Below are 22,377 nucleotides of genomic sequence, written 5' to 3' on the forward strand. Positions count from 1 at the left end.
GTCTGCATGGCGAACTCCTGACTCAGTGTTTGTGGTTGGCGGTATTGCCAGCGGTATCGATGATCCGCCCACCGCCGTTGATGTCGCCGCTGACGCTCAACGGGCCGTCGATGGCGACATTGCCTGCGAGACTGATGCTGCTGGCTTCAAGATGGATGGCGCCGTCGCTGACCAGCACGTTGCTCTGGCCGACTTGAATGCGGGCGTTGCCGCTGGGCAACTGGATGTCGTAGCGCTTGGCCTGCCAGTCGTAGACCAACGAGCCGCCGTCGGGAAAGTGCCAGGCCTCGGTGGATTCGCGGTTGTCTGGCGTCGGACCGGCATTGCCGTACAAGCCGGGAATGAAGGTGCCCTGGGCCGGCTCGCCACTGGGGCTCAGCAATACCCCCTGCTCGCCGAGGCCCGGTGCCCGCCAATGGCGCGCCGCACCTGCCGCCAGGGCATGCCAGCGCAACCAGGCGCTGGTCCAGCCGGCACCGTCCGAGACCCTTACCCGCGCCGCGGCGAGGTCCACCGCGACCACCCGGCAGGGGATCAACAGGCACGCCAGCATGCGGTCATGCATTGCGCTGACGTAGCTCATGCCAGCTCCTCCGGTGCCAGGTACTGGCCTTCGTTGCCGGGGCCGGTGTCCGGGCTGAAGCCCAGGCGCAGGCTGCCGGGTGGTTGGTCAGGCCAGTCCCAGCGCGGCTCGCCGAACATTACCGGCTGCTCCCAGATCACGCTCCAGGCGCTGCCCTCGAACTGCGCCTGCACATTGCGACTCGCCTCGACGAACTCCAGGCCCCAGTGCTGCTGGCGCAACAGGTCCATCAGTTGTGCCGCGAGCAGACTGCCCTGCAGCCGCGCATCTGGGTTGGCGCTGTCGGCGGTAATGTCCGCCTCGAAGGTGGCGATCAGCACCGAGCGACCATCCCTCGGCGTGGCATCGGCCGTCATGCGGACCACGCCGTGGCGCAGCGATGGGCGCTCCAATGCATTTCCTACGTTCGTGTATGCATCAACCGACACCAGGTCTGGCATGGACTCACGAATGGTCGCGGTTACGGTCGCATGCAGTGTGGCGAGTTCGTTCATGTGTCTTCCCTCGATCGATCGGCTGAAGGCCCGGCGTCGCGCAGGCCCAGGCGTTTCATTGCCCAGCGTTCGTAAAGGCCCATGGCTACATCGGCACCGCCCACGGCGGTCAGGCAGCCAAAGGCGCTGGCGGTCCAGATGGAAAGGCCGCAGGCATACAGCAGCATCACCGTCGAAACCCCGCAGACCACGCAGGCCCCAGAGCGCAATACCAGGCGTCGCAACAGCGACCAGCCAGTGGCCCCGGCCTTGTCGGCGCGCCACATTTCGCCGCTGAGGCCGCCCAGCAATGCCAGGACGATCACCAGCCAGAGCGGCATCTCCAGCGACGCTTGTTGCTCATTCGTCACTGTCCTGTCTCCTGTATGAGGCTCACCGGCGGTGACCGGTGAGCGATGGGTGGAACGCGGCATTCCAAAAAGCCCGCAGCCCGGGCTTTTCAGTAATGCGTTGTCGAACCGCCGGCCACGACTGGTGACGCCGGGCGGTTGCTTGCACAAATTGGTGTCTCCGACCGCGGCCACCTGCCCGCCGGATAACTGATCGTGGTGCTTTACGCTGCACACCCGGGCCAGTTGCCAACCCTCTGAACAGTCGAGGCCTGTTCATCGCTGCCTGTGTAACAACCGGTGTCCGACCGGCTTGAGACACACATTATGCATTGATGCATATGCAGTCAATGCATTTTTAAATATTTCCATGCGCGAAAATTTGCTTGAATGCATGAGATCCATGCATGCCGTGGGCTGTAGGATTTTTCTGGAGGCGAAAAAAAACCCGCCGAAGCGGGTTTTTCAGGAAGGTGGATTCAACGTGCGTACATGCCCCACCAGAACACATGCCCGAGCAAACTGATCTGCTCATCCTGCATCTGCTGGAAGCTGTAGTCCTCGTCGGGATGTTCGTCGCGGTTGAAGCTACGCAGGCGGATGCCAGTGGGCAGGCGGTACACCTGCTTCACACGCAACTGCCCGTTGTGGTTGATGGCGTAGAGATCGCCATCGATGATGTCGCCGATCGAGCACTTGCCGGTGTTCACCCCGACCGTGGCCCCATCGCGCAGCACCGGGAGCATGCTGTTACCCCGCACGGTGACGCATTTGGCGTGGTCGAACTGCACGCCATTATGGCGCAGGCTGCGCTTGCCGAAACGCAAGCGGGCGCGTTCGCTCTCCTCGATGACAAATCTTCCTGATCCGGCTGCCAATTCGACCTCACGAAGGAAAGGCACACTGACCTCGTCGTCCTCGACGGGGGTTTCATCGTCCCACAAGCTGATGTCGCTCAGTTGCGCATGCCCATGCACCGGCCTAGCCTGTTCACGCGTTTCGCCCAGTTCGGCGCGACCGCGCAGTTGATCGGTGCTCACACCGAAATACTCGGCGATTTTCGACACGTGTTTGTCGGAGGGGTCGACGATCTTGCCACTGAGAATCCGTGACAGGGTCGATTGCGGGACGCCCGTACGCCGGTGCAGCTCCGTCGGGGACAGGCCGTGGCGATCGAGCAGTGCTCTGAGTACGGTTGCTACGTTGCGCTTTTGCATAACGTGCATCATGCAAGCGAACCTCAAGAAATGCAACCATGCATGAATAGGTGATGGGCCGCCGCTCCGTGCCCCTTTGCAGGGAAAATCCCTGTAGAATGCGCGGTTCGCAAAATGCCAACCAGATGACCGCTGTAAGGCCCTGAATGTCTGATCTATCCGCACACACCCCGATGATGCAGCAATACTGGAAGCTGAAAAACCAGCATCCAGACCAGCTGATGTTCTACCGCATGGGCGATTTCTACGAGATCTTCTACGAAGATGCGAAGAAAGCCGCAAAACTGCTGGACATCACCCTGACCGCCCGCGGGCAGTCGGCGGGCCAGTCGATCCCGATGTGCGGCATCCCATTCCATTCGGTCGAAGGCTACCTGGCCAAGCTGGTGAAGCTCGGCGAATCGGTGGTCATCTGCGAACAGATTGGCGACCCGGCTACCAGCAAGGGTCCGGTGGAGCGCCAGGTGGTGCGTATCATCACCCCAGGCACGGTCAGCGACGAAGCCCTGCTCGACGAGCGCCGCGACAACCTGATCGCCGCCCTGCTGGGTGACGAGCGCCTGTTCGGCCTGGCCGTGCTGGACATCACCAGCGGCAACTTCAGCGTGCAAGAGATAAAAGGCTGGGAAAACCTCCTGGCCGAGCTCGAACGCCTCAACCCGGTCGAGCTGCTGATTCCTGACGACTGGCCCCAGGGCCTGCCCGCGGAAAAGCGCCCAGGTGCGCGCCGTCGTGCGCCGTGGGACTTCGACCGTGACTCGGCGCGCAAGAGTCTGTGTCAGCAGTTCGCCACCCAGGACCTCAAGGGCTTCGGCTGCGACAAGCTGACCCTGGCCATCGGCGCCGCGGGTTGTCTGCTGACCTACGCCAAGGAAACCCAACGTACTGCCCTTCCGCATCTGCGCAGCCTGCGCCACGAGCGCATGGACGATACGGTGATCCTCGACGGCGCCAGCCGGCGCAACCTGGAGCTGGACATCAATCTGGCCGGTGGCCGCGACAACACCTTGCAGTCGGTGATCGACCGCTGCCAGACCGCCATGGCCAGCCGCCTGCTGACCCGCTGGCTGAACCGTCCGCTGCGCGACCTCAAGGTCCTGCAGGCGCGCCAGCAGTCGATCCGTTGCCTGCTCGACGGCTACCGCTTCGAGAAACTGCAACCGCAGCTCAAGGAAATCGGCGATATCGAGCGGATCCTCGCCCGTATCGGCCTGCGCAACGCCCGCCCGCGTGACCTGGCGCGCCTGCGCGATGCCCTCGGGGCGCTGCCGGAGCTGCAGAACGCCATGGCCGAGCTGGAGGCGCCGCACCTGGCACGCCTGGCCGCGATCACCGGCACCTACCCGGAACTGGCCAGCCTGCTGGAACGGGCGATCATCGACAACCCGCCCGCTGTGATCCGTGACGGCGGCGTACTCAAGACCGGTTACGACACTGAGCTCGACGAGCTGCTGGCCATGAGCGAGAACGCCGGCCAGTTCCTCATCGACCTGGAAGCCCGGGAAAAGGCCCGCACGGGCCTGGCCAACCTCAAGGTCGGCTACAACCGCGTGCATGGCTACTATATCGAGCTGCCGACCAAGCAGGCCGAACAGGCGCCGGGCGACTACATCCGTCGCCAGACCCTCAAGGGTGCCGAGCGCTTCATCACTCCGGAGCTCAAGGCTTTCGAGGACAAGGCCCTGTCGGCCAAGAGCCGCGCCCTGGCCCGCGAGAAGATGCTCTACGACGCGCTGCTGGAAAACCTCATCGGCCACCTGGCGCCGCTGCAAGACAGCGCCGCCGCCCTGGCCGAGCTGGACGTGCTCAGCAACCTGGCCGAGCGCGCGCTGAACCTCGACCTGAACTGCCCGACATTCGTCGACGAGCCTTGCCTGCGCATCGACCAAGGTCGCCATCCTGTCGTCGAGCAAGTGCTGACCACGCCGTTCGTGGCCAACGACCTGAGCCTGGACGACAGCACTCGCATGTTGATCATCACCGGCCCGAACATGGGCGGTAAGTCGACCTACATGCGTCAGACCGCGTTGATCGTGTTGATGGCCCATATCGGCAGCTTCGTGCCGGCGGCCCGTTGCGAATTGTCGCTGGTCGACCGCATCTTCACCCGCATCGGTTCCAGCGATGACCTGGCCGGCGGTCGTTCGACCTTCATGGTCGAGATGAGCGAAACCGCCAATATCCTGCACAATGCCACCGACCGCAGCCTGGTGCTGATGGACGAGGTCGGTCGCGGCACCAGCACCTTCGACGGCCTTTCGCTGGCCTGGGCCGCTGCCGAGCGCCTGGCCCAACTGCGCGCCTACACACTGTTCGCCACCCACTACTTCGAACTGACGGTATTGCCCGAAAGCGAACCATTGGTGGCCAACGTGCACCTGAACGCGACCGAGCACAATGAGCGGATCGTCTTCCTGCACCACGTGCTGCCCGGCCCTGCCAGCCAGAGCTATGGTCTGGCTGTGGCGCAACTGGCCGGCGTGCCGGCGCCAGTCATCCAGCGTGCCCGCGAACACCTGGGCCGGCTGGAAACCAGCAGCTTGCCGCATGAGGCCCCGGTGGCCAAGAAAGCCGCCGATGCCCCAAGCGTGCCGCACCAGAGCGACCTGTTCGCCAGCCTGCCTCACCCAGCCATCGAGAAGCTGGGCAAGCTGGCGCTGGACGACATGACCCCGCGTCAAGCTATCGAAACGCTATATCAACTAAAGAACCTGTTATAACGGCGCCCACAACAAGCTGGTAGAATCCGCCGCGGTTTGCTGGTGCTGCAGGCTATTAGCCTGGCCTGCAGCCATTGCCAGTTAGCCGCGCGGCCCTGAGAGGAAGGGCCGCCGCCGTCGCCTGAGGAGAGAACTAGAAATGACCTTCGTCGTCACCGACAACTGCATCAAATGCAAATACACCGACTGCGTGGAAGTCTGTCCGGTGGACTGCTTCTACGAAGGCCCGAACTTCCTGGTCATTCACCCGGACGAGTGCATCGACTGTGCACTGTGCGAGCCTGAATGCCCGGCCCAGGCGATCTTCTCGGAAGACGAGATCCCTGCTGGCATGGAAAACTTCATCGAGCTCAATGCCGAGCTGGCGGAAATCTGGCCGAATATCACCGAGAGAAAAGACGCGCTGCCTGACGCTGAAGAGTGGGATGGCAAGACCGGCAAGATCGCCGATCTGCAGCGCTGATAGCGCAAGCGTATGAAAAAGGCTCGAGAGAGCCTTTTTTCATTTTCGCCAGGCAAAAAAAAGGGGCGGTTTGACCCGCCCACATTTTTTCCGTAGTCCCTGCTTGTCCTAAACATCGTCCTGATGAAATCGCTTCTTGCGATGTCCTTGGCCTTCATCCGTGAGGGCCTGTGCATGTCCGTGTGCACAGTTCGAATACTAACGAGTTGAATCGGTGCCGCAAACTGCGAAACCTCACAAGACATTACCAGGGACACACTTCCACACATCGAATAAACGCAATACTTTCAAGCACTTAGATTTTCGCGGAATGTGAAAACGGCGATAATTTACTCCTCATCACATAGATGGCTTACACAAAGAGTAAGCAAAGGCTTACATCCAACGCTACAAAGGTAGCGGATGCCATCTTTTAAGCGTCGGCCTCCGGCTTGCTCGGTGCTTGAGCGAGCCCTCCGGGTTTCGATAGCCATGAAAAAGCCCCGCCAAATGACGGGGCTCTTCGACTCCAGCTCGTGTTACTGGAACAGCGATTCGCTGGACAGGCCGTTCTTCTCGAGAATCTCACGCAGGCGCTTGAGCCCCTCTACCTGAATCTGCCGCACGCGTTCGCGAGTCAGGCCGATCTCCAGACCAACATCCTCAAGGGTGCTGCTTTCATGCCCCCGCAGGCCAAAACGACGCACCACCACTTCACGTTGCTTGTCGGTCAGCTCGCCCAGCCACTGATCGATGCTCTGCGACAGGTCATCGTCCTGCAGCAGATCGCAGGGGTCGGTTGGACGATCGTCGGTCAGGGTGTCGAGCAGGGTCTTGTCCGAGTCCGGGCCCAGCGAAACGTCCACCGAAGACACCCGCTCGTTGAGACCCAGCATGCGCTTGACCTCGGCTACCGGCTTTTCCAGCAGCGTGGCGATTTCTTCCGGGGAGGGTTCGTGATCGAGCTTTTGCGTCAGCTCCCGCGCGGCGCGCAGGTAAACGTTGAGCTCCTTGACCACATGAATCGGCAGGCGAATGGTGCGGGTCTGGTTCATGATCGCCCGCTCGATGGTCTGGCGGATCCACCAGGTGGCATAGGTCGAGAAGCGGAAGCCACGCTCGGGGTCGAACTTCTCGACCGCGCGGATCAGACCCAGATTGCCCTCCTCGATCAAATCGAGCAGTGACAGGCCGCGGTTGACGTAGCGGCGGGCGATTTTCACCACCAGGCGCAGGTTGCTCTCGATCATTCGCTTGCGCCCGGCAGGGTCGCCTTTTTGCGAGAGGCGGGCGAAATGCACTTCCTCCTCTGGCGACAGCAGAGGCGAGAAGCCGATCTCGTTGAGATACAGCTGGGTAGCATCGAGTGCCCGGCTGTAATCGATGTACTTGTGCTGCTTGAGCGAAGAGCCTGATTTGGCCCTGGTCCGAACCGAAGGTACAGCAGGTTCGTCTGACACCACATCCGTTTCCAAAACGATGCCCGTCTCCATCAGGAGGACGTCCTCGTCGATGTCAAACTCCGGCGCTTCTTTACTGAGAGCCATTGTTATAGTCCTTTGCTGAGTTCGAACTCAGACTCGAGCGGCGCCTGTCTCCTTGGCATCGCTGGAGCCCGTCCCCTCTACGTCAAAGGAACAGGCCAGGCACAATGGTCAACGACGTGGCAGGAACTGGAGAGGATCGACGGGTTTGCCCTGGCGGCGAATCTCGAAATGCAGTTTCACCCGATCAGTGCCCGTGGACCCCATTTCAGCAATCGACTGCCCTGCCTTGACCTGCTGCCCCTCCCGAACCAAAAGCCTGCGGTTGTGGCCGTAGGCACTGACGTAGGTATCGCTGTGCTTGATGATGATCAGCTCGCCGTAGCCCCTCAAGCCACTCCCGGCGTACACCACCGAACCATCAGACGCAGCAAAAACAGGCTGTCCCAAATCACCGGCGATATCAATGCCTTTATTCAAACTACCGTTTGAAGCGAATTTTCCAATCAGCACACCGTTCGCAGGCCAGGTCCAGCCGCCCACCGCACGCTCCGCGGCGGGTACGGTGGTGACCACCGGCGTGCTGCTCGACGCTGTGGCGGTGGCTGGTTTGCTGGTGGTCGTCGTAGTGGTCCCAGCAGGCCGCCGGGTGACCGTGGTGCGGCTCGATGACGATGGGCTGGACACGACCGTGGTTCGTCCGGATGAACCGCTGCTGAAACGAATCGCTTGGCCCGGACGGATGGTGTATGGCGCCGTGATGCCATTTCGCGCAGCCAGCTCCTTGTAATCCCAGCCATAGCGGAAGGCGATGGAGAACAGCGTATCCCCCGGCTTGACGATGTATTGCCCGGAGGTCACGGTCGGCCGCTTGGGCGCTGCGTTCGAACTGCCGCGGTCGACGACCCGTGCGCCACTGGAGCCGGTGCTCGAACACCCTGCCAACAGGGTCCCCATGGCCAACGCAATCGCCAGAAGCTTGAAACCCGCTCGATCCCTGCGCTGCCGCATGCCTGTGTGACCCACCCGCGCTCCCCTCATGGTGCCAAAAAACGTAAAGACGAAATGAAATGCAATATTGTTGCAATTATAACCAAGCCCATCCGCAAAGGGAGGATTGCCTGGCCTGGATACCCATGAATACCCTGAAGCCCCGCCAGATAGACAGGCGGCCGACGCAAGAATTCGCGGCGAGGGCGAAAAAGCCTTGCGACTCAGGCTACTGGGCCATTGAGCAACGGCACGAAACGCACTGCACCCAGTACCCGTCGTGAGAAGCCGTGCTCCTCGCGCACGATCAACATCAGCTGTTGCACTTCGCCCGCCGGACCGACCGGAATCACCATGCGCCCTCCCGGCGCCAACTGGTCGAGCAGCGCCTGGGGTACCTCTGGGGCCACTGCGGTGACGATGATGCCGTTATAGGGCGCCAGGGCGGGCCAACCCTCGCAACCATCGCCCCAACGGAATACCACGTTACGCAGGTTGAGCTCGACCAGACGCTCTTTCGCGCGGTCTTGCAGGACCTTGATCCGCTCCACCGAGAACACCCGTTCCACCAACTGGGCGAGAATCGCGGTCTGGTAGCCGGAGCCGGTACCGATTTCCAGCACCTTGTCCAGCGGACCGGCTTCGAGCAGCAGTTCGCTCATGTGCGCGACCATGAACGGCTGAGAGATGGTCTGGTTATGGCCGATCGGCAGCGCGGTGTCTTCATAGGCCCGGTGCGCCAGGGCCTCGTCGACGAAGAGATGCCGAGGGGTGCGGCGGATGACCTCGAGCACCTTGGGGTTCGAAACGCCCTCCTCGCACAGACGTTGAATCAACCGCTCCCGGGTCCGCTGGGAGGTCATGCCGATGCCGCGCCGCAGCAGATCGTCCTGTTCGCGCATCAGAGCACGCCCTCCAGCCAACCATCGAGTTGTTCGAAAGCATCGTTGAAGGTGCGGTCCAATTGCAGCGGGGTGATCGAGACGTAGCCCTGCATCACCGCGTGGAAGTCAGTGCCCGGCCCTCCGTCCTCGGCATCGCCGGCCACAGCGATCCAGTAGCCTTCCTTGCCTCGCGGGTTGACCACCTTGGTCGGCGCCGCAGCACGGGCGCGGTGGCCCAGACGGGTGAGCTGGATGCCGCGGATGTGCTCGAGCGGCAGGTTGGGAATGTTGACGTTGAGCACGGTGCGCGCCGGCAATTGCAGGCGCGCTTGCGCCTCGACCAAACGGCGGGCGATATAAGCCGCCGTCGGCAGGTTGTCCGGCTGGCGCGAGAGCAACGAGAAGGCCAGCGAGGTACCGCCCAGGAAGCGGCCTTCCAGGGCGGCAGCGACGGTGCCGGAATACAGCACGTCATCGCCCAGGTTGGCCCCCAGGTTGATGCCCGACACGACCATGTCCGGCGTCTCGGCCAACAGACCGTTCAGCCCCAGGTGCACGCAATCGGTCGGCGTGCCGTTGAGGCTGATGAAACCGTTGGCCAAGGCCTGCGGGTGCAGTGGCCGATCCAGCGTCAGCGAACTGCTGGCGCCGCTCTTGTCTTGATCCGGGGCAATTACCGAACACTCGGCATAATCCGCCAGCGCAGCGTGAAGCGCGGCGAGGCCAGGTGCGGTAACACCGTCGTCATTCGAAATCAGAATACGCATGGGCTGTCCGTCTGCCCTGCCGGCACCAGATCGACGAGTTCGCGCACCACGACGGTGGCGAAGCATCCGGCCGGAAGGACGAATTCCAGTTGCAGGATATCAGGCTCTGGATAATGCCACGTCAAGCCGCCAATAGGGAGCCGCAGGATGCGTCGTTCGTGAACCATTCCCGCTTGCGCCAGCCACTGACACAACTGCGGGTGCCGATCACCAACCGCCGATTCCAGCGCCCCGGGGGCGCCGCAGGTCGCTACTGAGCCTTCGCCCCACAGCGGACCCGTCGGGTGCAGGTCGAGAATCGCCAGGCGCGGATCGCTGCATTCCTGCTCGCCTGCAGGAAAGAAACTACGACTGGTGGTGAACGCCAACAAGTCGCCGACCTGGGCTATCTGCCAGCTACCGTCGGCCACACGCGCCGCCAGCACCTGGTTGAACAGATAGCTGCGCGCCGCCGAAAGCAGCCGCGAACGTACATTGCGTTGTTCTGGCAGCGCCTTGCGGCTTGCCCAATCGAGGGCATCATGGACGTTGCCGCCGGCATGGCCGAAGCGCTGGCTACCAAAATAGTTCGGCACGCCTTGCGCCTTGAGGCTTCCCAAGCGGGCATCCAGCGCTGCATGATCCCCTGTCAAGCCGGTCAAACGCAGCGTGAAGCCGTTGGCCGAATGGGCGCCACGTTGCAGCTTGCGCAGGTGGCGAACCTGCTTGAGCACACGCAGGCTGGCATCCTCGGCACGGGACAGGTCGGGGTCGGCCTTGCCAGGCAGGTGCAAGCTGAACCACTGGCGGGTCAGCGCCTGACGATCCTTGAGCCCGGCGTAGCTGATCGCTCGCACCGGTACGCCAGCGGCTCGTGCCAGCCGGCGCGCCGCTTCCTCGGTATTGAGGTCTCGCTTCTCGACCCACAGCCACAGATGCTCGCCCTGGCCGGAGAGCGGGATGTCGAGCACTTCGTCGACCTGGAAGTCCTCGGCCACCGCCTTGAGTACCGCGGTCCCCAGCGACCCGCCCGACGCACGCGGGCCCAGCAGTTCCAGTTCGGTCATGCGGGCAGCAGCAGGGCGACCGCATGCACGGCGATGCCCTCCTCGCGACCGGTGAAGCCAAGCTTCTCGGTGGTGGTGGCCTTGACGTTGACCTGGTCGAGTTCGACCTGCAGGTCTTCGGCGATGGCTCGACGCATGGTGTCGATGTGCGGGGCCATTTTCGGCGCCTGGGCGACGATGGTGGCATCGACGTTGCCGACCTTCCAGCCCTTGGCCGCGACGATACCTACCACGTGACGCAGCAGCACGCGGCTGTCGGCACCCTTGAACTGCGGGTCGGTGTCGGGGAAATGCTTGCCGATATCGCCCAACGCAGCGGCGCCGAGCAAGGCATCACTCAGGGCATGCAACAGCACGTCACCGTCGGAATGGGCCAGCAGGCCGTATTTGTGGGGGATACGCACCCCACCCAGGGTAATGAAATCACCGTCGCAGAAACGGTGCACATCGTAGCCGTGGCCAATACGCATAGAAAAACGCCCTGATTGAGTCAGGGCGTGATTCTACCTGCATTTGGAGCTGCAAGCTGCAAGCTGCAAGCCTTAAGAAAAATCGGGGCGATGTGCAACCTGCTCTTTCTTGCAGCTTGAAGCTTGCCGCTCTGAACTTACACCCGCCCCAGGGCCTCCGCATGGTGGCGCAGGTGCTCATCGATGAAGCTGGCGATGAAGTAGTAGCTGTGGTCATAGCCTGGCTGCATGCGCAGGGTCAGTTCATGACCGCCCTTGCGTGCAGCCTGCTCCAGCGCTTGCGGCTTGAGCTGCTTGTCGAGGAAGTCATCGCGGTCGCCCTGGTCGACCAGCAGCGGCGGGCACTGGCCTGCCGGCGCCTCGGCCAACAACACGCTGGCGTCCCATTCGCGCCAGCGTGCGCGGTCTTCACCCAGATAACGGCTGAACGCCTTCTCCCCCCACGGGCAGTCCATCGGGTTGCTGATCGGCGAGAACGCCGATACCGAACGGTAGCGCCCTGGGTTGCGCAAGGCGCACACCAACGCGCCGTGGCCACCCATGGAATGGCCGCTGATGCTGCGCTGGTCGGAGGCCGGGAAATGCGCCTCGATCAGTGCCGGCAGCTCCTGTACCACGTAGTCGTGCATACGATAGTGCTGCGCCCAGGGTTGCTGGGTTGCGTTGAGATAGAAGCCCGCGCCGAGGCCGAAGTCATAGGCGCCATCGGGGTCGCCAGGCACCTGGTCGCCGCGCGGGCTGGTGTCTGGCGCCACGATGATCAAACCCAGCTCGGCAGCCAGGCGCTGGGCGCCGGCCTTCTGCATGAAGTTCTCGTCGGTGCAGGTAAGGCCGCTGAGCCAGTACAGCACAGGCAGCTTCTCGCCTTGTTCGGCCTGCGGAGGCAGATAGACGGCGAACACCATGTCGCAGCCCAGCACCTTGGAGTGATGCCGGTAACGCTTGTGCCAGCCGCCGAAGCTCTTCTGGCAAGAGATGTTATCCAGGCTCATGACAGACCTCAGAAGTGGATCACGCTACGGATGCTCTTGCCTTCGTGCATCAGGTCGAAGGCTTTGTTGATGTCCTCCAGGCCCATGGTGTGGGTGATGAAGGTATCCAGCGGAATCTCGCCCTTCTCGGACATTTCCACATAGCTCGGCAGCTCGCTGCGGCCACGCACGCCGCCGAACGCCGAACCGCGCCAGACGCGACCGGTCACCAGCTGGAACGGACGAGTGGAGATTTCCTGGCCGGCCCCGGCCACGCCGATGATCACCGATTCGCCCCAACCCTTGTGGCAGCATTCCAGGGCCGCACGCATCAGCTGTACGTTGCCGATGCACTCGAACGAGAAGTCCACCCCGCCGTCGGTGAGGTCGACGATGACTTCCTGGATCGGACGATCGTATTCCTTGGGATTGATGCAATCGGTAGCGCCCAACTGGCGGGCGATTTCGAACTTGGCCGGGTTGATGTCGATGGCGATGATGCGCGAGGCCTTGGCCTTGACCGCACCGATAATCGCCGACAGACCGATGCCGCCCAGGCCGAAGACGGCCACGGTATCACCAGGCTTGACCTTGGCGGTGTTGAGCACCGCGCCGATGCCGGTGGTGACACCGCAACCGAGCAGACAGACTTTCTCCAGAGGGGCTTCCTTCTGAATCTTGGCCACGGAGATTTCCGGCAGCACCGTGTACTCGGAGAAGGTCGAGGTGCCCATGTAGTGGAACAGTTGCTGGCCTTTATAGGAGAACCGGGTGGTGCCATCGGGCATCAGGCCCTTGCCCTGGGTCGCGCGGATCGCCTGGCACAGGTTGGTCTTGCCCGAGAGGCAGAACTTGCACTTGCCGCATTCGGGGGTGTACAGCGGAATAACATGGTCGCCGACAGCCACCGAGGTCACGCCCTCGCCCACTGCTTCGACGATCGCACCGCCTTCGTGACCCAGGATCGACGGGAAGATGCCTTCCGGATCGGCACCCGACAGGGTGTACGCATCGGTGTGGCAGACACCGCTGGCGACCACGCGCAGCAGCACCTCGCCGGCCTTGGGCATGGCCACGTCGACTTCGACGATTTCCAGGGGTTTCTTGGCCTCGAAGGCAACGGCAGCACGGGACTTGATCATCGGCGGTCTCCATTCAGATAGATGAAATCGAACCACCAGTGTAATTCAGCATCTTTTGAGGAATAATCGGGGCCAAGACAAAACATTATTGCCGCACAGGGATAATCCATGAGCAGTCGCTGGGAGGGTATCGACGAATTCGTCGCGGTGGCCGAGGCGGGTCAGTTCACCGCTGCCGCCGAGCGTCTCGGCGTGTCGTCTTCGCACATGAGCCGGCAGATCGCCCGGCTCGAAGAGCGTTTGCAGACCCGCCTGCTATACCGTAGTACCCGACGAGTGACCCTGAGCGAGGCTGGGCAGACCTTCTTGCAGCATTGCCAGCGCCTGCAGGATGGTCGAGATGAGGCCCTGCGCGCCATCGGCGACCTGGCCAGCGAACCCAAGGGCCTGCTGCGCATGACCTGCGCGGTGGCTTACGGTGAGCGCTTCATCGTCCCGCTGGTGACACGCTTCATGGCGTCGTACCCACAGCTGCGGGTCGACGTGGAACTGAGCAACCGCACGCTCGATCTGGTTCACGAAGGCATGGACCTGGCCATTCGCCTGGGCCGTTTGCAGGATTCTCGGTTGGTGGCCACCCGCCTGGCGCCACGGCGCATGTATCTGTGCGCCTCCCCCGACTACCTCGAGCGCTACGGCCGGCCCCACAGTCTGTCGGAGCTGGCACGGCACAACTGCCTGGTGGGCAGCACGGACTTGTGGGCGTTGCAGCAAGATGGCCGGGAAATCAGCCAACGGATTCAGGGCAACTGGCGCTGCAACAGCGGCCAGGCGGTGCTGGATGCGGCGCTGCAGGGAATGGGCTTGTGCCAGTTGCCCGACTACTACGTGCTCGAGCATTTGCACAGTGGGGCATTGGTATCGTTGCTCGAAGCCCATCAGCCGCCCAATACCGCGGTTTGGGCGCTGTATCCGCAGCAGCGGCACCTGTCGCCGAAGGTCAGGCGCCTGGTGGATCATCTGAAGCAGGGGTTGGCGGGGCTGCCGGAGTATCGGCTCAGCTGATGTGCTGGCGCTATCGGTCTCTTCGCAGGTAAACCCGCTCCCACAGGACCAGCACAAACCTTGAATCCCGTAGTACACCTGTGGGAGCGGGCTTGCCCGCGAAGGGGCCGCTGGGGAACACGACGATCAGCTACGCGCTGACCAACGCTGGCGCAGCCACTCCAGGTCTTCCGGACGCGTGACCTTGATGTTGTCGCTGCGCCCTTCGACCAGCCGCGGAGCCAGGCCAGTCCACTCGATGGCGGACGCTTCGTCGGTGACCACCACATCGGCTACCAGGCACTCGGCCAGCGCACGGTGCAAGGTCCCCAGGCGGAACATCTGCGGCGTATAGGCCTGCCAGATGGTGCTGCGGTCCACCGTCGCACTGACCCGTCCATTGCCGTCGGCCCGCTTGAGCGTGTCGCGAGCCGGCACTGCCAGTAGTCCACCCACGGGGTCATCAGCCAGTTCTGATAACAAGCGGTCCAGATCACTGCGCGCCAGGTTCGGCCGCGCCGCGTCGTGCACCAGCACCCAGTCGCTGTCCGCAGCGCCCTGTTCATGCAATACCAGCAAGGCATTGAGCACCGAGTCGGCACGCTCTCGCCCGCCAGGAGCTCGCTGGATACGTGGATCGCTGGCAGAGCGCAGACCCGGCCAGTAAGGATCATCGGCGGCAAGGCTGACCACCACGCCCCTGAGCGACGGATGGTCGAGAAAACAGTCGAGGCTATGCTCGATCAAGGTCTGCCCGCCCAGTTGCAGGTACTGCTTGGGACGGTCGGCAGCCATGCGGGCACCCACGCCCGCAGCAGGAATCACGGCCCAGAAGGCCGGTAGCGTTTCACTCATTTTTGCGGCAGCTGGAAGAGGGTTTCGCCCTCTTTGACCATTCCCAATTCATGGCGAGCCCGTTCTTCGACGGTCTCCATGCCTTTCTTCAATTCCAACACCTCGGCGTAGAGCACGCGGTTACGCTCCAGCAGCCGCTCGTTCTCGGCATGCTGTTCGTCGATCTGCTGCTTGAGCTCGGCCACTTGCGCCAGGCTGCCGTTACCGACCCAGAGGCGGTATTGCAGACCACCGAGCAGCAGGAGCAGGACAAGAAACAACCAATAGGGACTGCGCATCAAGGTATCCAGGTTAAAGACCGCCGCACACGGACGTCATATAGCACGAAGCCTGGCCGAGGCCAGGCTTCGTTGACAGAAACCCGCATGAAGCGTCGGAAATCTCAGTATGAAATGTCCGACAGCCTCGGCAGCTGTCTTTTTACCATCTCTTGCTTAGCCGCGAAACTCGGCGCGACCACGGTACACCGCCTTGGCACCCAGTTGCTCTTCGATGCGCAGCAGCTGGTTGTACTTGGAAACGCGGTCAGAACGGCACAGCGAACCGGTCTTGATCTGGCCGGCAGCGGTACCAACGGCCAGGTCGGCGATGGTCGAATCTTCGGTTTCGCCGGAACGGTGCGAGATGACTGCAGTGTAGCCTGCGGCCTTGGCCATCTGGATGGCTTCCAGGGTTTCGGTCAGCGAGCCGATCTGGTTGAACTTGATCAGGATCGAGTTACCGATGCCCTTCTCGATGCCTTCCTTGAGGATCTTGGTGTTGGTCACGAACAGGTCGTCGCCGACCAGTTGCACCTTGGCACCGATCTTGTCGGTCAGAATCTTCCAGCCAGCCCAGTCGGACTCGTCCAGACCGTCTTCGATGGAGATGATCGGGAAGCGCTCGGTCAGGCCTTTCAGGTAATCGGCGAAGCCTTCGGCATCGAACGACTTGCCTTCACCGGACAGGTTGTACTTACCGTCTTCGTAGAATTCCGAAGCCGCGCAGTCCAGCGCCAGGGTCACATCGGTGCCCAGCTTGTAGCCGGCTTTTTCCACGGCTTCGGCGATGGCGCCCAGGGCGTCTTCGTTGGAAGCCAGGTTCGGTGCGAAACCACCCTCGTCACCCACCGCGGTATTCAGGCCGCGAGCCTTCAGTACAGCCTTGAGGTGATGGAAGATCTCGGTGCCCATGCGCAGGCCGTCGGAGAAGGTCTTGGCGCCGACCGGCTGAACCATGAACTCCTGGATGTCGACGTTGTTGTCGGCGTGCTCGCCGCCGTTGATGATGTTCATCATCGGAACCGGCATCGAGTATTGGCCCGGAGTGCCGTTGAGATTGGCGATGTGCGCGTACAGCGGCAGGTCCTGGTCCTGGGCGGCGGCCTTGGCAGCAGCCAGCGACACGGCCAGGATGGCGTTGGCGCCCAGCTTGGCCTTGTTCTCGGTACCGTCCAGTTCGATCATGGCGCGGTCCAGGGCCTTCTGGTCGGAAGGATCCTTGCCCAGCAGCAGGTCACGGATCGGACCGTTGATGTTGCCGACGGCTTTCAGCACGCCCTTGCCCAGGTAACGGCTCTTGTCGCCATCACGCAGCTCCAGCGCTTCGCGCGAGCCGGTGGAAGCACCGGACGGCGCGCAGGCGCTACCGATGATGCCGTTGTCGAGCAGTACATCGGCTTCCACGGTGGGGTTGCCACGCGAATCGAGAACTTCACGACCTTTGATGTCGACGATCTTTGCCATTGTTGTAAGCACTCCAGAATTGACGAAAACAACGCAGCTTGGGAAATCCTTGCTTCACCAGGCGGTAGCACGCGGCAGGCAGGCCTGATGAACAGGCCCCCTGACCGGCAGGTCAGGGGGAAACGGGCGGTACTTTACCCGAGAATTGAGGTTTACGCGGTTTCTACCGTCGGAAAACTCTTGACCAGGTCGTCCAGTTGCTTGAGCTGGGCCAGGAATGGCTCCAGTTTATCCAGGCGCAGCGCGCATGGACCGTCGCACTTGGCGTTGTCCGGGTCGGGGTGCGCTTCGAGGAACAGACCGGCCAGGCCCTGGCTCATGCCAGCCTTGGCCAGGTCGGTGACCTGGGCACGGCGGCCACCGGCGGAGTCGGCGCGGCCACCCGGCGTTTGCAGGGAATGGGTCACGTCGAAGAACACCGGATACTCGAACTGCTTCATGATGCCGAAGCCGAGCATGTCCACCACCAGGTTGTTGTAACCGAAGCTGGAACCACGCTCGCACAGGATCAGTTGATCGTTACCGGCCTCCACGCACTTGGCCAGGATGTGTTTCATCTCCTGGGGGGCGAGGAACTGGGCTTTCTTGATGTTGATCACCGCGCCGGTCTTGGCCATGGCCACCACCAGGTCGGTCTGGCGCGACAGGAAGGCCGGCAACTGGATGATGTCGCACACCTTGGCCACCGGTTCGCACTGGTAAGGCTCGTGGACGTCGGTGATCACCGGCACGTTGAAGGTCCGCTTGATCTCCTCGAAGATCTTCAGGCCTTCTTCCATGCCAGGGCCACGGTACGAGGTGACCGACGAACGGTTGGCCTTGTCGAAGCTGGCCTTGAACACGTAGGGGATACCGAGCTTCTCGGTGACGCGCACGTACTCTTCGCAGACTTTGAGGGCCAGGTCGCGGGACTCCAGCACGTTCATGCCGCCGAACAGCACGAATGGCTTGTCGTTGGCGATCTCGATGTTACCGACGCGAATGATCTTCTGGGTCATGGATCAGGCCTTGTTCTTCTGTGCCAGAGCTGCCTTGACGAAGCCGCTGAACAGCGGGTGACCGTCACGCGGGGTCGAGGTGAACTCAGGGTGGAACTGGCAGGCGACGAACCATGGGTGATCCTTGGACTCGACCACTTCGACCAGCGCGCCATCCTCGGAGCGACCGGATACCACCAGGCCAGCCTCAACCAACTGCGGCAGCAGGTTGTTGTTGACCTCGTAACGGTGGCGGTGACGCTCGGTGATGATGTCCTTGCCGTAGCATTCGTGCACCTTGGAACCGGCCGCCAGCTGGCAGTCCTGTGCGCCCAGGCGCATGGTGCCGCCCAGGTCGGACGCTTCGGTACGGGTCTCGACGGCACCGGTGGCATCGGCCCACTCGGTGATCAGACCGACCACCGGATGGCCGCTGTTGCGGTCGAACTCGGTGGAGTTGGCGTCTTTCCAGCCCATCACGTTACGGGCGAACTCGATCACGGCCACCTGCATGCCCAGGCATATACCCAGGTAAGGCACCTTGTTCTCACGGGCGTACTGCACCGCGGTGATCTTGCCCTCGACGCCGCGCAGGCCGAAACCGCCCGGGACGAGAATCGCATCGGCACCTTCGAGCAGGCTGGTGCCCTGGTTCTCGATGTCTTCGGAGTCGATGTAGCGCAGGTTGACTTTGGTGCGGTTGGTGATGCCGGCGTGGCTCATCGCTTCGATCAGCGACTTGTACGCATCCAGCAGCTCCATGTACTTACCGACCATGGCGATGGTGACTTCTTGCTCGGGATTGAGCTTGGCATCGACGACCTTGTCCCACTCGGACAGGTCGGCGCTGTTGCACTGCAGGCCGAAGCGCTCGACGACGAAGTCATCCAGGCCCTGAGCGTGCAGCACGCCAGGAATCTTGTAGATGGTATCGACGTCTTCCAGGGAGATCACCGCACGCTCTTCGACGTTGGTGAACAGCGCGATCTTGCGACGCGAGGAAGCATCGACCGGGTGGTCGGAACGGCAGATCAGCACGTCAGGCTGCAGGCCGATGGAGCGCAGCTCCTTGACCGAGTGCTGGGTCGGCTTGGTCTTGGTCTCGCCAGCGGTGGCGATGTACGGGACCAGGGTCAGGTGCATCAGCATGGCACGCTTGGAGCCCACTTCGACACGCAGCTGGCGGATCGCCTCGAGGAACGGCTGCGACTCGATGTCACCCACGGTACCGCCGATCTCGACCAGGGCCACGTCGGCATCGCCGGCGCCCTTGATGATGCGGCGTTTGATTTCGTCGGTGATGTGCGGGATGACCTGGATGGTCGCGCCCAGGTAATCACCACGGCGCTCCTTGCGCAGCACGTGCTCGTAGATACGGCCGGTGGTGAAGTTGTTGTTCTGGGTCATGGTGGTGCGGATGAACCGCTCATAGTGGCCCAGGTCGAGGTCGGTCTCGGCGCCGTCGTGGGTGACGAACACCTCACCGTGCTGGAACGGGCTCATGGTGCCCGGGTCGACGTTGATGTACGGATCCAGCTTGAGCATGGTGACCTTGAGCCCCCGCGCTTCCAGGATGGCCGCCAGGGAAGCCGAGGCAATGCCTTTCCCCAATGAAGAAACAACACCGCCCGTGACGAATATGTAGCGCGTCATGAAAAACCCTAGAAGTCTGCGTTAAGGCGGCCAGCGCCGCCGGAGAAAGCGAAGGAAGGCCGAAGCCCCCGATCACCTGCGTCAATCACAGTGCATCTCGAAAAACTGCCGCGTCTGTACAGACCAGGGGCATCCCCGGCATGGAGCTCGCTCGTCATTTTAAGATTCAGCCCAGCAAAAAACTGCTTGGTAATCGGCAACTCCTGTGTTTTCGCGGAACCCACAGAAGCTGTATCAAGAAGGGAGGGTAGTCTACCCGAATGTACCCTTCAGCTCAAACCTTGCGCGTTCGTCGGCAACTGCCATTCCAGTTGGCAATCGGCCTGCGCCAGGCCCGGCAGGTTGGCGACTGCCAGCAGACGACCGCCCTGGTACAGCAATGGCAGGCGCGGACGCAGAAAATGCGGCACTTGCAACTCGTTGAGCAGGCGCTTGAGGTCGCGCCGGCCGCGCCCAGGCAGATCGAGCACCTCGCCGCCCTGGCGGTAGGCGATATACAGGTCGGCCACAGGCTGGGCCGCGTGAAGGCGCACGCTGCCGTTACCGGGCAGGCTCAGCGCGATGCTTGGGTCTGACCAGCCATGACGGCCTTCGACAGGGCGTAACCAATCGCCGCTCAACCACCAGATCCGGCCATGGCTACGCATCAGTTGGCCATCGGCCAGGCACCACACGGGGCATGCATCGGCAGCGGCATCACGCAGGTCGCCCCAGCCCGCCCAATGGCGCGCATCAGGTAACCGGGTGCGGCGACGCAGCCAGTATTGCAGAGCGTTACGCTGGCGCGCCGGGGACAGTTCAGCGAGTGCGGCCAGGTCGAGCGAGTCCAGGCCCAGCCACAGTGTCGAAGCTCCCACCTTGGCCACGGCCAGATCGCCTTCGGCCAGTTCGTCGAGCAGGCCAAGCGCCTCGTCCAGGTGCTCAGCTGTACGCGCCATGCTCTGTGCCGCCTGTGGCCAGCGCTGCCGCATCACCGGCAGCACCTCACCGCGCAGGTAATTGCGGGCGAAGCGTGTGTCGCTGTTGGAGGGGTCGTCGATCCAGTTCAAGCCGCGGGCCTGGGCATGATCCTGCAACTGTTCCCGACTCATCGAGAGCAACGGCCTGACCAGGCTGCCCTGCCCCAGCGGGCGCTGCAACGGCATACCGGCCAGGCCGCGCAGGCCAGCGCCGCGCAGCAGGCGAAAGAGCAAGGTCTCGGCCTGGTCGTCGCGGTGCTGGGCGGTGAAAACGACGTCACCGGGTTTCATGACCTGCTCGAACGCGGCGTAGCGCGCCTCGCGGGCAGCCTGTTCGAGACTGGCAGCGGAAGCTACCCGGACGTGGATGACCTGGAGCGGAATGCCAAGTGCGTCGCAGACCGACTGGCAGTGCGCGGGCCATGCGTCAGCGGCGGGTTGCAGGCCGTGATGAATGTGAAGGGCACGCAGCGCCGGGGTGGCCTGGTTGCGGGCGTGGTCGGCCAGCAGGTGCAATAGGACGGTGGAGTCGAGGCCGCCGGAGAAGGCGATGTACCAGGTGGGGGCGTTGAGCCAGGGGGTGAGATCAATCATCAGGACCTCGAACGATTCGATAGCGCATTCGCGGACAAGCCCGCTCCCACAAAACCTGCGCTGCACCTGAGGCTTGCGCTGTACCTGTGAGAGCGGGCTTGCCCGCGAATGGGCCGCGGTGCGGCCCGGCGATCTATCAGACGCCGTAGCTCATCAGTCGCTCGTAGCGACGGGCCAGCAATGCGTCATTGTCGAACTTGCCCAGCATGTCCAGCTGCTCGACCAGGTCGGCACGGATGCTTTCGGACATCTTCGCCGGATCACGGTGGGCGCCGCCCAGCGGCTCCTGGATGACCTTGTCGACGATGTTCAGGCTCTTCAGACGCTCGGCGGTGATACCCATGGCCTCGGCGGCATCGGCGGCCTTGTCGGCAGTCTTCCACAGGATCGAAGCGCAGCCTTCCGGCGAGATCACCGAGTAGGTTGAGTACTGCAGCATGTTCAGCTGGTCGCACACGCCAATGGCCAGTGCTCCGCCGGAACCGCCCTCGCCGATCACGGTGGCGATGATCGGGGTCTTCAGCCGCGCCATGACACGCAGGTTCCAGGCGATGGCCTCGCTCTGGTTACGCTCTTCGGCGTCGATGCCCGGATAGGCACCCGGGGTGTCGATGAAGGTCAGAATCGGCATCTTGAAGCGCTCGGCCATTTCCATCAGGCGGCAGGCCTTGCGGTAGCCTTCAGGACGCGGCATACCGAAGTTGCGGCGCACCTTCTCGCGCACTTCCCGGCCCTTCTGGTGGCCGATGACCATGACCGGCTTGCCGTCCAGGCGAGCGGTCCCCCCGACGATGGCAGCATCATCGGAGAAGTGGCGGTCACCGTGCAGCTCTTCGAACTCGGTGAAGATGTGCTCGAGGTAGTCCAGGGTGTAGGGACGACGTGGGTGACGAGCCAGACGGGCGATCTGCCAGCTGGTCAGGTTGCCGAAGATGCTTTCGGTAAGGGTGTTGCTCTTGTCTTGCAGACGGGCAATCTCATCGCTGATGTTCAGCGAGTTGTCGTTGCCCACCAGGCGCAGCCCTTCGATCTTGGCTTGCAGGTCGGCAATCGGCTGTTCGAAATCGAGGAAATTCGGGTTCATAGGCATCC

General features: G+C 62.6%; 22 protein-coding genes. 3 read left to right on the forward strand and 19 right to left on the reverse strand.

The window, feature by feature from the left end; all coding sequences use genetic code 11:
* Positions 1–22: 22 nt before the first annotated feature.
* The 4 genes from E2H86_RS06650 to E2H86_RS06665 all read right to left on the reverse strand — a co-directional run bounded on the left by E2H86_RS06650 (position 23) and on the right by E2H86_RS06665 (position 2,623).
* On the reverse strand, positions 23–583 hold the full coding sequence (locus E2H86_RS06650) for a phage baseplate assembly protein V (protein WP_133325964.1): 561 nt from the start codon (positions 581–583) through the stop codon (positions 23–25).
* Complete coding sequence (locus tag E2H86_RS06655) at positions 580–1,077, reverse strand: hypothetical protein (RefSeq protein WP_133325966.1); 498 nt, start codon at positions 1,075–1,077, stop codon at positions 580–582. Before E2H86_RS06655 ends, E2H86_RS06650 begins: the two co-directional genes overlap by 4 nt.
* On the reverse strand, positions 1,074–1,427 hold the full coding sequence (locus E2H86_RS06660; protein WP_133325968.1) for a phage holin family protein: 354 nt from the start codon (positions 1,425–1,427) through the stop codon (positions 1,074–1,076). The genes E2H86_RS06655 and E2H86_RS06660 overlap by 4 nt, the downstream gene beginning before the upstream one ends.
* 458 nt (positions 1,428–1,885) lie before the next feature.
* Positions 1,886–2,623 carry a LexA family transcriptional regulator gene (locus E2H86_RS06665; protein ID WP_133326577.1) on the reverse strand — a complete coding sequence of 246 codons (738 nt, stop codon included), beginning with the start codon at positions 2,621–2,623 and terminating at the stop codon, positions 1,886–1,888.
* Between the two features lie 146 nt (positions 2,624–2,769).
* On the opposite strand from E2H86_RS06665, the gene mutS reads away from it, so the two are divergent.
* Together mutS and fdxA are read left to right on the forward strand one after the other, a co-directional pair.
* Positions 2,770–5,343, forward strand: coding sequence for a DNA mismatch repair protein MutS (gene mutS, locus E2H86_RS06670; protein WP_133325970.1), 2,574 nt, complete (start codon positions 2,770–2,772; stop codon positions 5,341–5,343).
* A 139-nt stretch (positions 5,344–5,482) separates the two neighbouring features.
* The gene (fdxA, locus tag E2H86_RS06675; protein ID WP_133325972.1) at positions 5,483–5,806 is read left to right on the forward strand and encodes a ferredoxin FdxA; all 324 of its coding nucleotides are present in this window, start codon (positions 5,483–5,485) and stop codon (positions 5,804–5,806) included.
* Between the two features lie 518 nt (positions 5,807–6,324).
* Here the strand turns inward: fdxA and rpoS are convergent.
* The 8 genes from rpoS to E2H86_RS06715 form a co-directional block, all read right to left on the reverse strand.
* The gene (gene rpoS / locus E2H86_RS06680) at positions 6,325–7,332 is read right to left on the reverse strand and encodes an RNA polymerase sigma factor RpoS (RefSeq protein WP_133325974.1); all 1,008 of its coding nucleotides are present in this window, start codon (positions 7,330–7,332) and stop codon (positions 6,325–6,327) included.
* A gap of 108 nt (positions 7,333–7,440) precedes the next feature.
* The gene (locus tag E2H86_RS06685) at positions 7,441–8,295 is read right to left on the reverse strand and encodes a peptidoglycan DD-metalloendopeptidase family protein (protein WP_133325976.1); all 855 of its coding nucleotides are present in this window, start codon (positions 8,293–8,295) and stop codon (positions 7,441–7,443) included.
* A gap of 188 nt (positions 8,296–8,483) precedes the next feature.
* Positions 8,484–9,122: a protein-L-isoaspartate(D-aspartate) O-methyltransferase gene (locus E2H86_RS06690; RefSeq protein ID WP_165976041.1), complete on the reverse strand. Its 639-nt coding sequence runs from the start codon at positions 9,120–9,122 to the stop codon at positions 8,484–8,486.
* A gap of 38 nt (positions 9,123–9,160) precedes the next feature.
* Entirely contained in the window at positions 9,161–9,910 is a 750-nt protein-coding gene (gene surE, locus E2H86_RS06695) for a 5'/3'-nucleotidase SurE (protein ID WP_133325978.1), read from the reverse strand.
* Positions 9,898–10,956 (reverse strand): tRNA pseudouridine(13) synthase TruD, encoded by a 1,059-nt coding sequence (gene truD / locus E2H86_RS06700; RefSeq protein WP_133325980.1) that lies wholly within the window; start codon positions 10,954–10,956, stop codon positions 9,898–9,900. Before truD ends, surE begins: the two co-directional genes overlap by 13 nt.
* Positions 10,953–11,426 carry a 2-C-methyl-D-erythritol 2,4-cyclodiphosphate synthase gene (ispF, locus tag E2H86_RS06705; RefSeq protein ID WP_133325982.1) on the reverse strand — a complete coding sequence of 158 codons (474 nt, stop codon included), beginning with the start codon at positions 11,424–11,426 and terminating at the stop codon, positions 10,953–10,955. Before ispF ends, truD begins: the two co-directional genes overlap by 4 nt.
* Positions 11,427–11,563: 137 nt before the next feature.
* Positions 11,564–12,418, reverse strand: coding sequence for an S-formylglutathione hydrolase (fghA, locus tag E2H86_RS06710; RefSeq protein WP_133325984.1), 855 nt, complete (start codon positions 12,416–12,418; stop codon positions 11,564–11,566).
* A gap of 8 nt (positions 12,419–12,426) precedes the next feature.
* On the reverse strand, positions 12,427–13,539 hold the full coding sequence (locus E2H86_RS06715; RefSeq protein ID WP_133325986.1) for an S-(hydroxymethyl)glutathione dehydrogenase/class III alcohol dehydrogenase: 1,113 nt from the start codon (positions 13,537–13,539) through the stop codon (positions 12,427–12,429).
* 108 nt (positions 13,540–13,647) lie between these two features.
* Here E2H86_RS06715 and E2H86_RS06720 point away from each other — a divergent pair, with 108 nt between their 5' ends.
* Entirely contained in the window at positions 13,648–14,544 is an 897-nt protein-coding gene (locus E2H86_RS06720) for a LysR substrate-binding domain-containing protein (RefSeq protein ID WP_133325988.1), read from the forward strand.
* A 126-nt stretch (positions 14,545–14,670) separates the two neighbouring features.
* On the opposite strand, the gene ispD is transcribed toward E2H86_RS06720, so the two are convergent.
* The 7 genes from ispD to E2H86_RS06755 form a co-directional block, all read right to left on the reverse strand.
* Positions 14,671–15,378, reverse strand: a complete 708-nt coding sequence (gene ispD, locus E2H86_RS06725; RefSeq protein ID WP_133325990.1) for a 2-C-methyl-D-erythritol 4-phosphate cytidylyltransferase — start codon at positions 15,376–15,378, stop codon at positions 14,671–14,673.
* The gene (ftsB, locus tag E2H86_RS06730; RefSeq protein ID WP_012315882.1) at positions 15,375–15,656 is read right to left on the reverse strand and encodes a cell division protein FtsB; all 282 of its coding nucleotides are present in this window, start codon (positions 15,654–15,656) and stop codon (positions 15,375–15,377) included. The genes ispD and ftsB overlap by 4 nt, the downstream gene beginning before the upstream one ends.
* A 156-nt stretch (positions 15,657–15,812) precedes the next feature.
* Positions 15,813–17,102: a phosphopyruvate hydratase gene (gene eno, locus E2H86_RS06735; protein WP_133325992.1), complete on the reverse strand. Its 1,290-nt coding sequence runs from the start codon at positions 17,100–17,102 to the stop codon at positions 15,813–15,815.
* 152 nt (positions 17,103–17,254) lie between these two features.
* A complete protein-coding gene (kdsA, locus tag E2H86_RS06740; protein ID WP_133325994.1) occupies positions 17,255–18,100 on the reverse strand; it encodes a 3-deoxy-8-phosphooctulonate synthase in 846 nt (281 codons plus the stop codon).
* Positions 18,101–18,103: 3 nt separating this feature from the next.
* On the reverse strand, positions 18,104–19,732 hold the full coding sequence (locus E2H86_RS06745; protein WP_133325996.1) for a CTP synthase: 1,629 nt from the start codon (positions 19,730–19,732) through the stop codon (positions 18,104–18,106).
* Between the two features lie 269 nt (positions 19,733–20,001).
* Positions 20,002–21,285 (reverse strand): tRNA lysidine(34) synthetase TilS, encoded by a 1,284-nt coding sequence (gene tilS, locus E2H86_RS06750; RefSeq protein ID WP_133325998.1) that lies wholly within the window; start codon positions 21,283–21,285, stop codon positions 20,002–20,004.
* 136 nt (positions 21,286–21,421) lie between these two features.
* Positions 21,422–22,369, reverse strand: a complete 948-nt coding sequence (locus E2H86_RS06755; protein ID WP_133326000.1) for an acetyl-CoA carboxylase carboxyltransferase subunit alpha — start codon at positions 22,367–22,369, stop codon at positions 21,422–21,424.
* Between the last annotated feature and the right edge of the window lie 8 nt (positions 22,370–22,377).

The organism is Pseudomonas putida (assembly GCF_004357765.1).
In the GTDB taxonomy this organism is placed as follows: domain Bacteria; phylum Pseudomonadota; class Gammaproteobacteria; order Pseudomonadales; family Pseudomonadaceae; genus Aquipseudomonas; species Aquipseudomonas putida_U.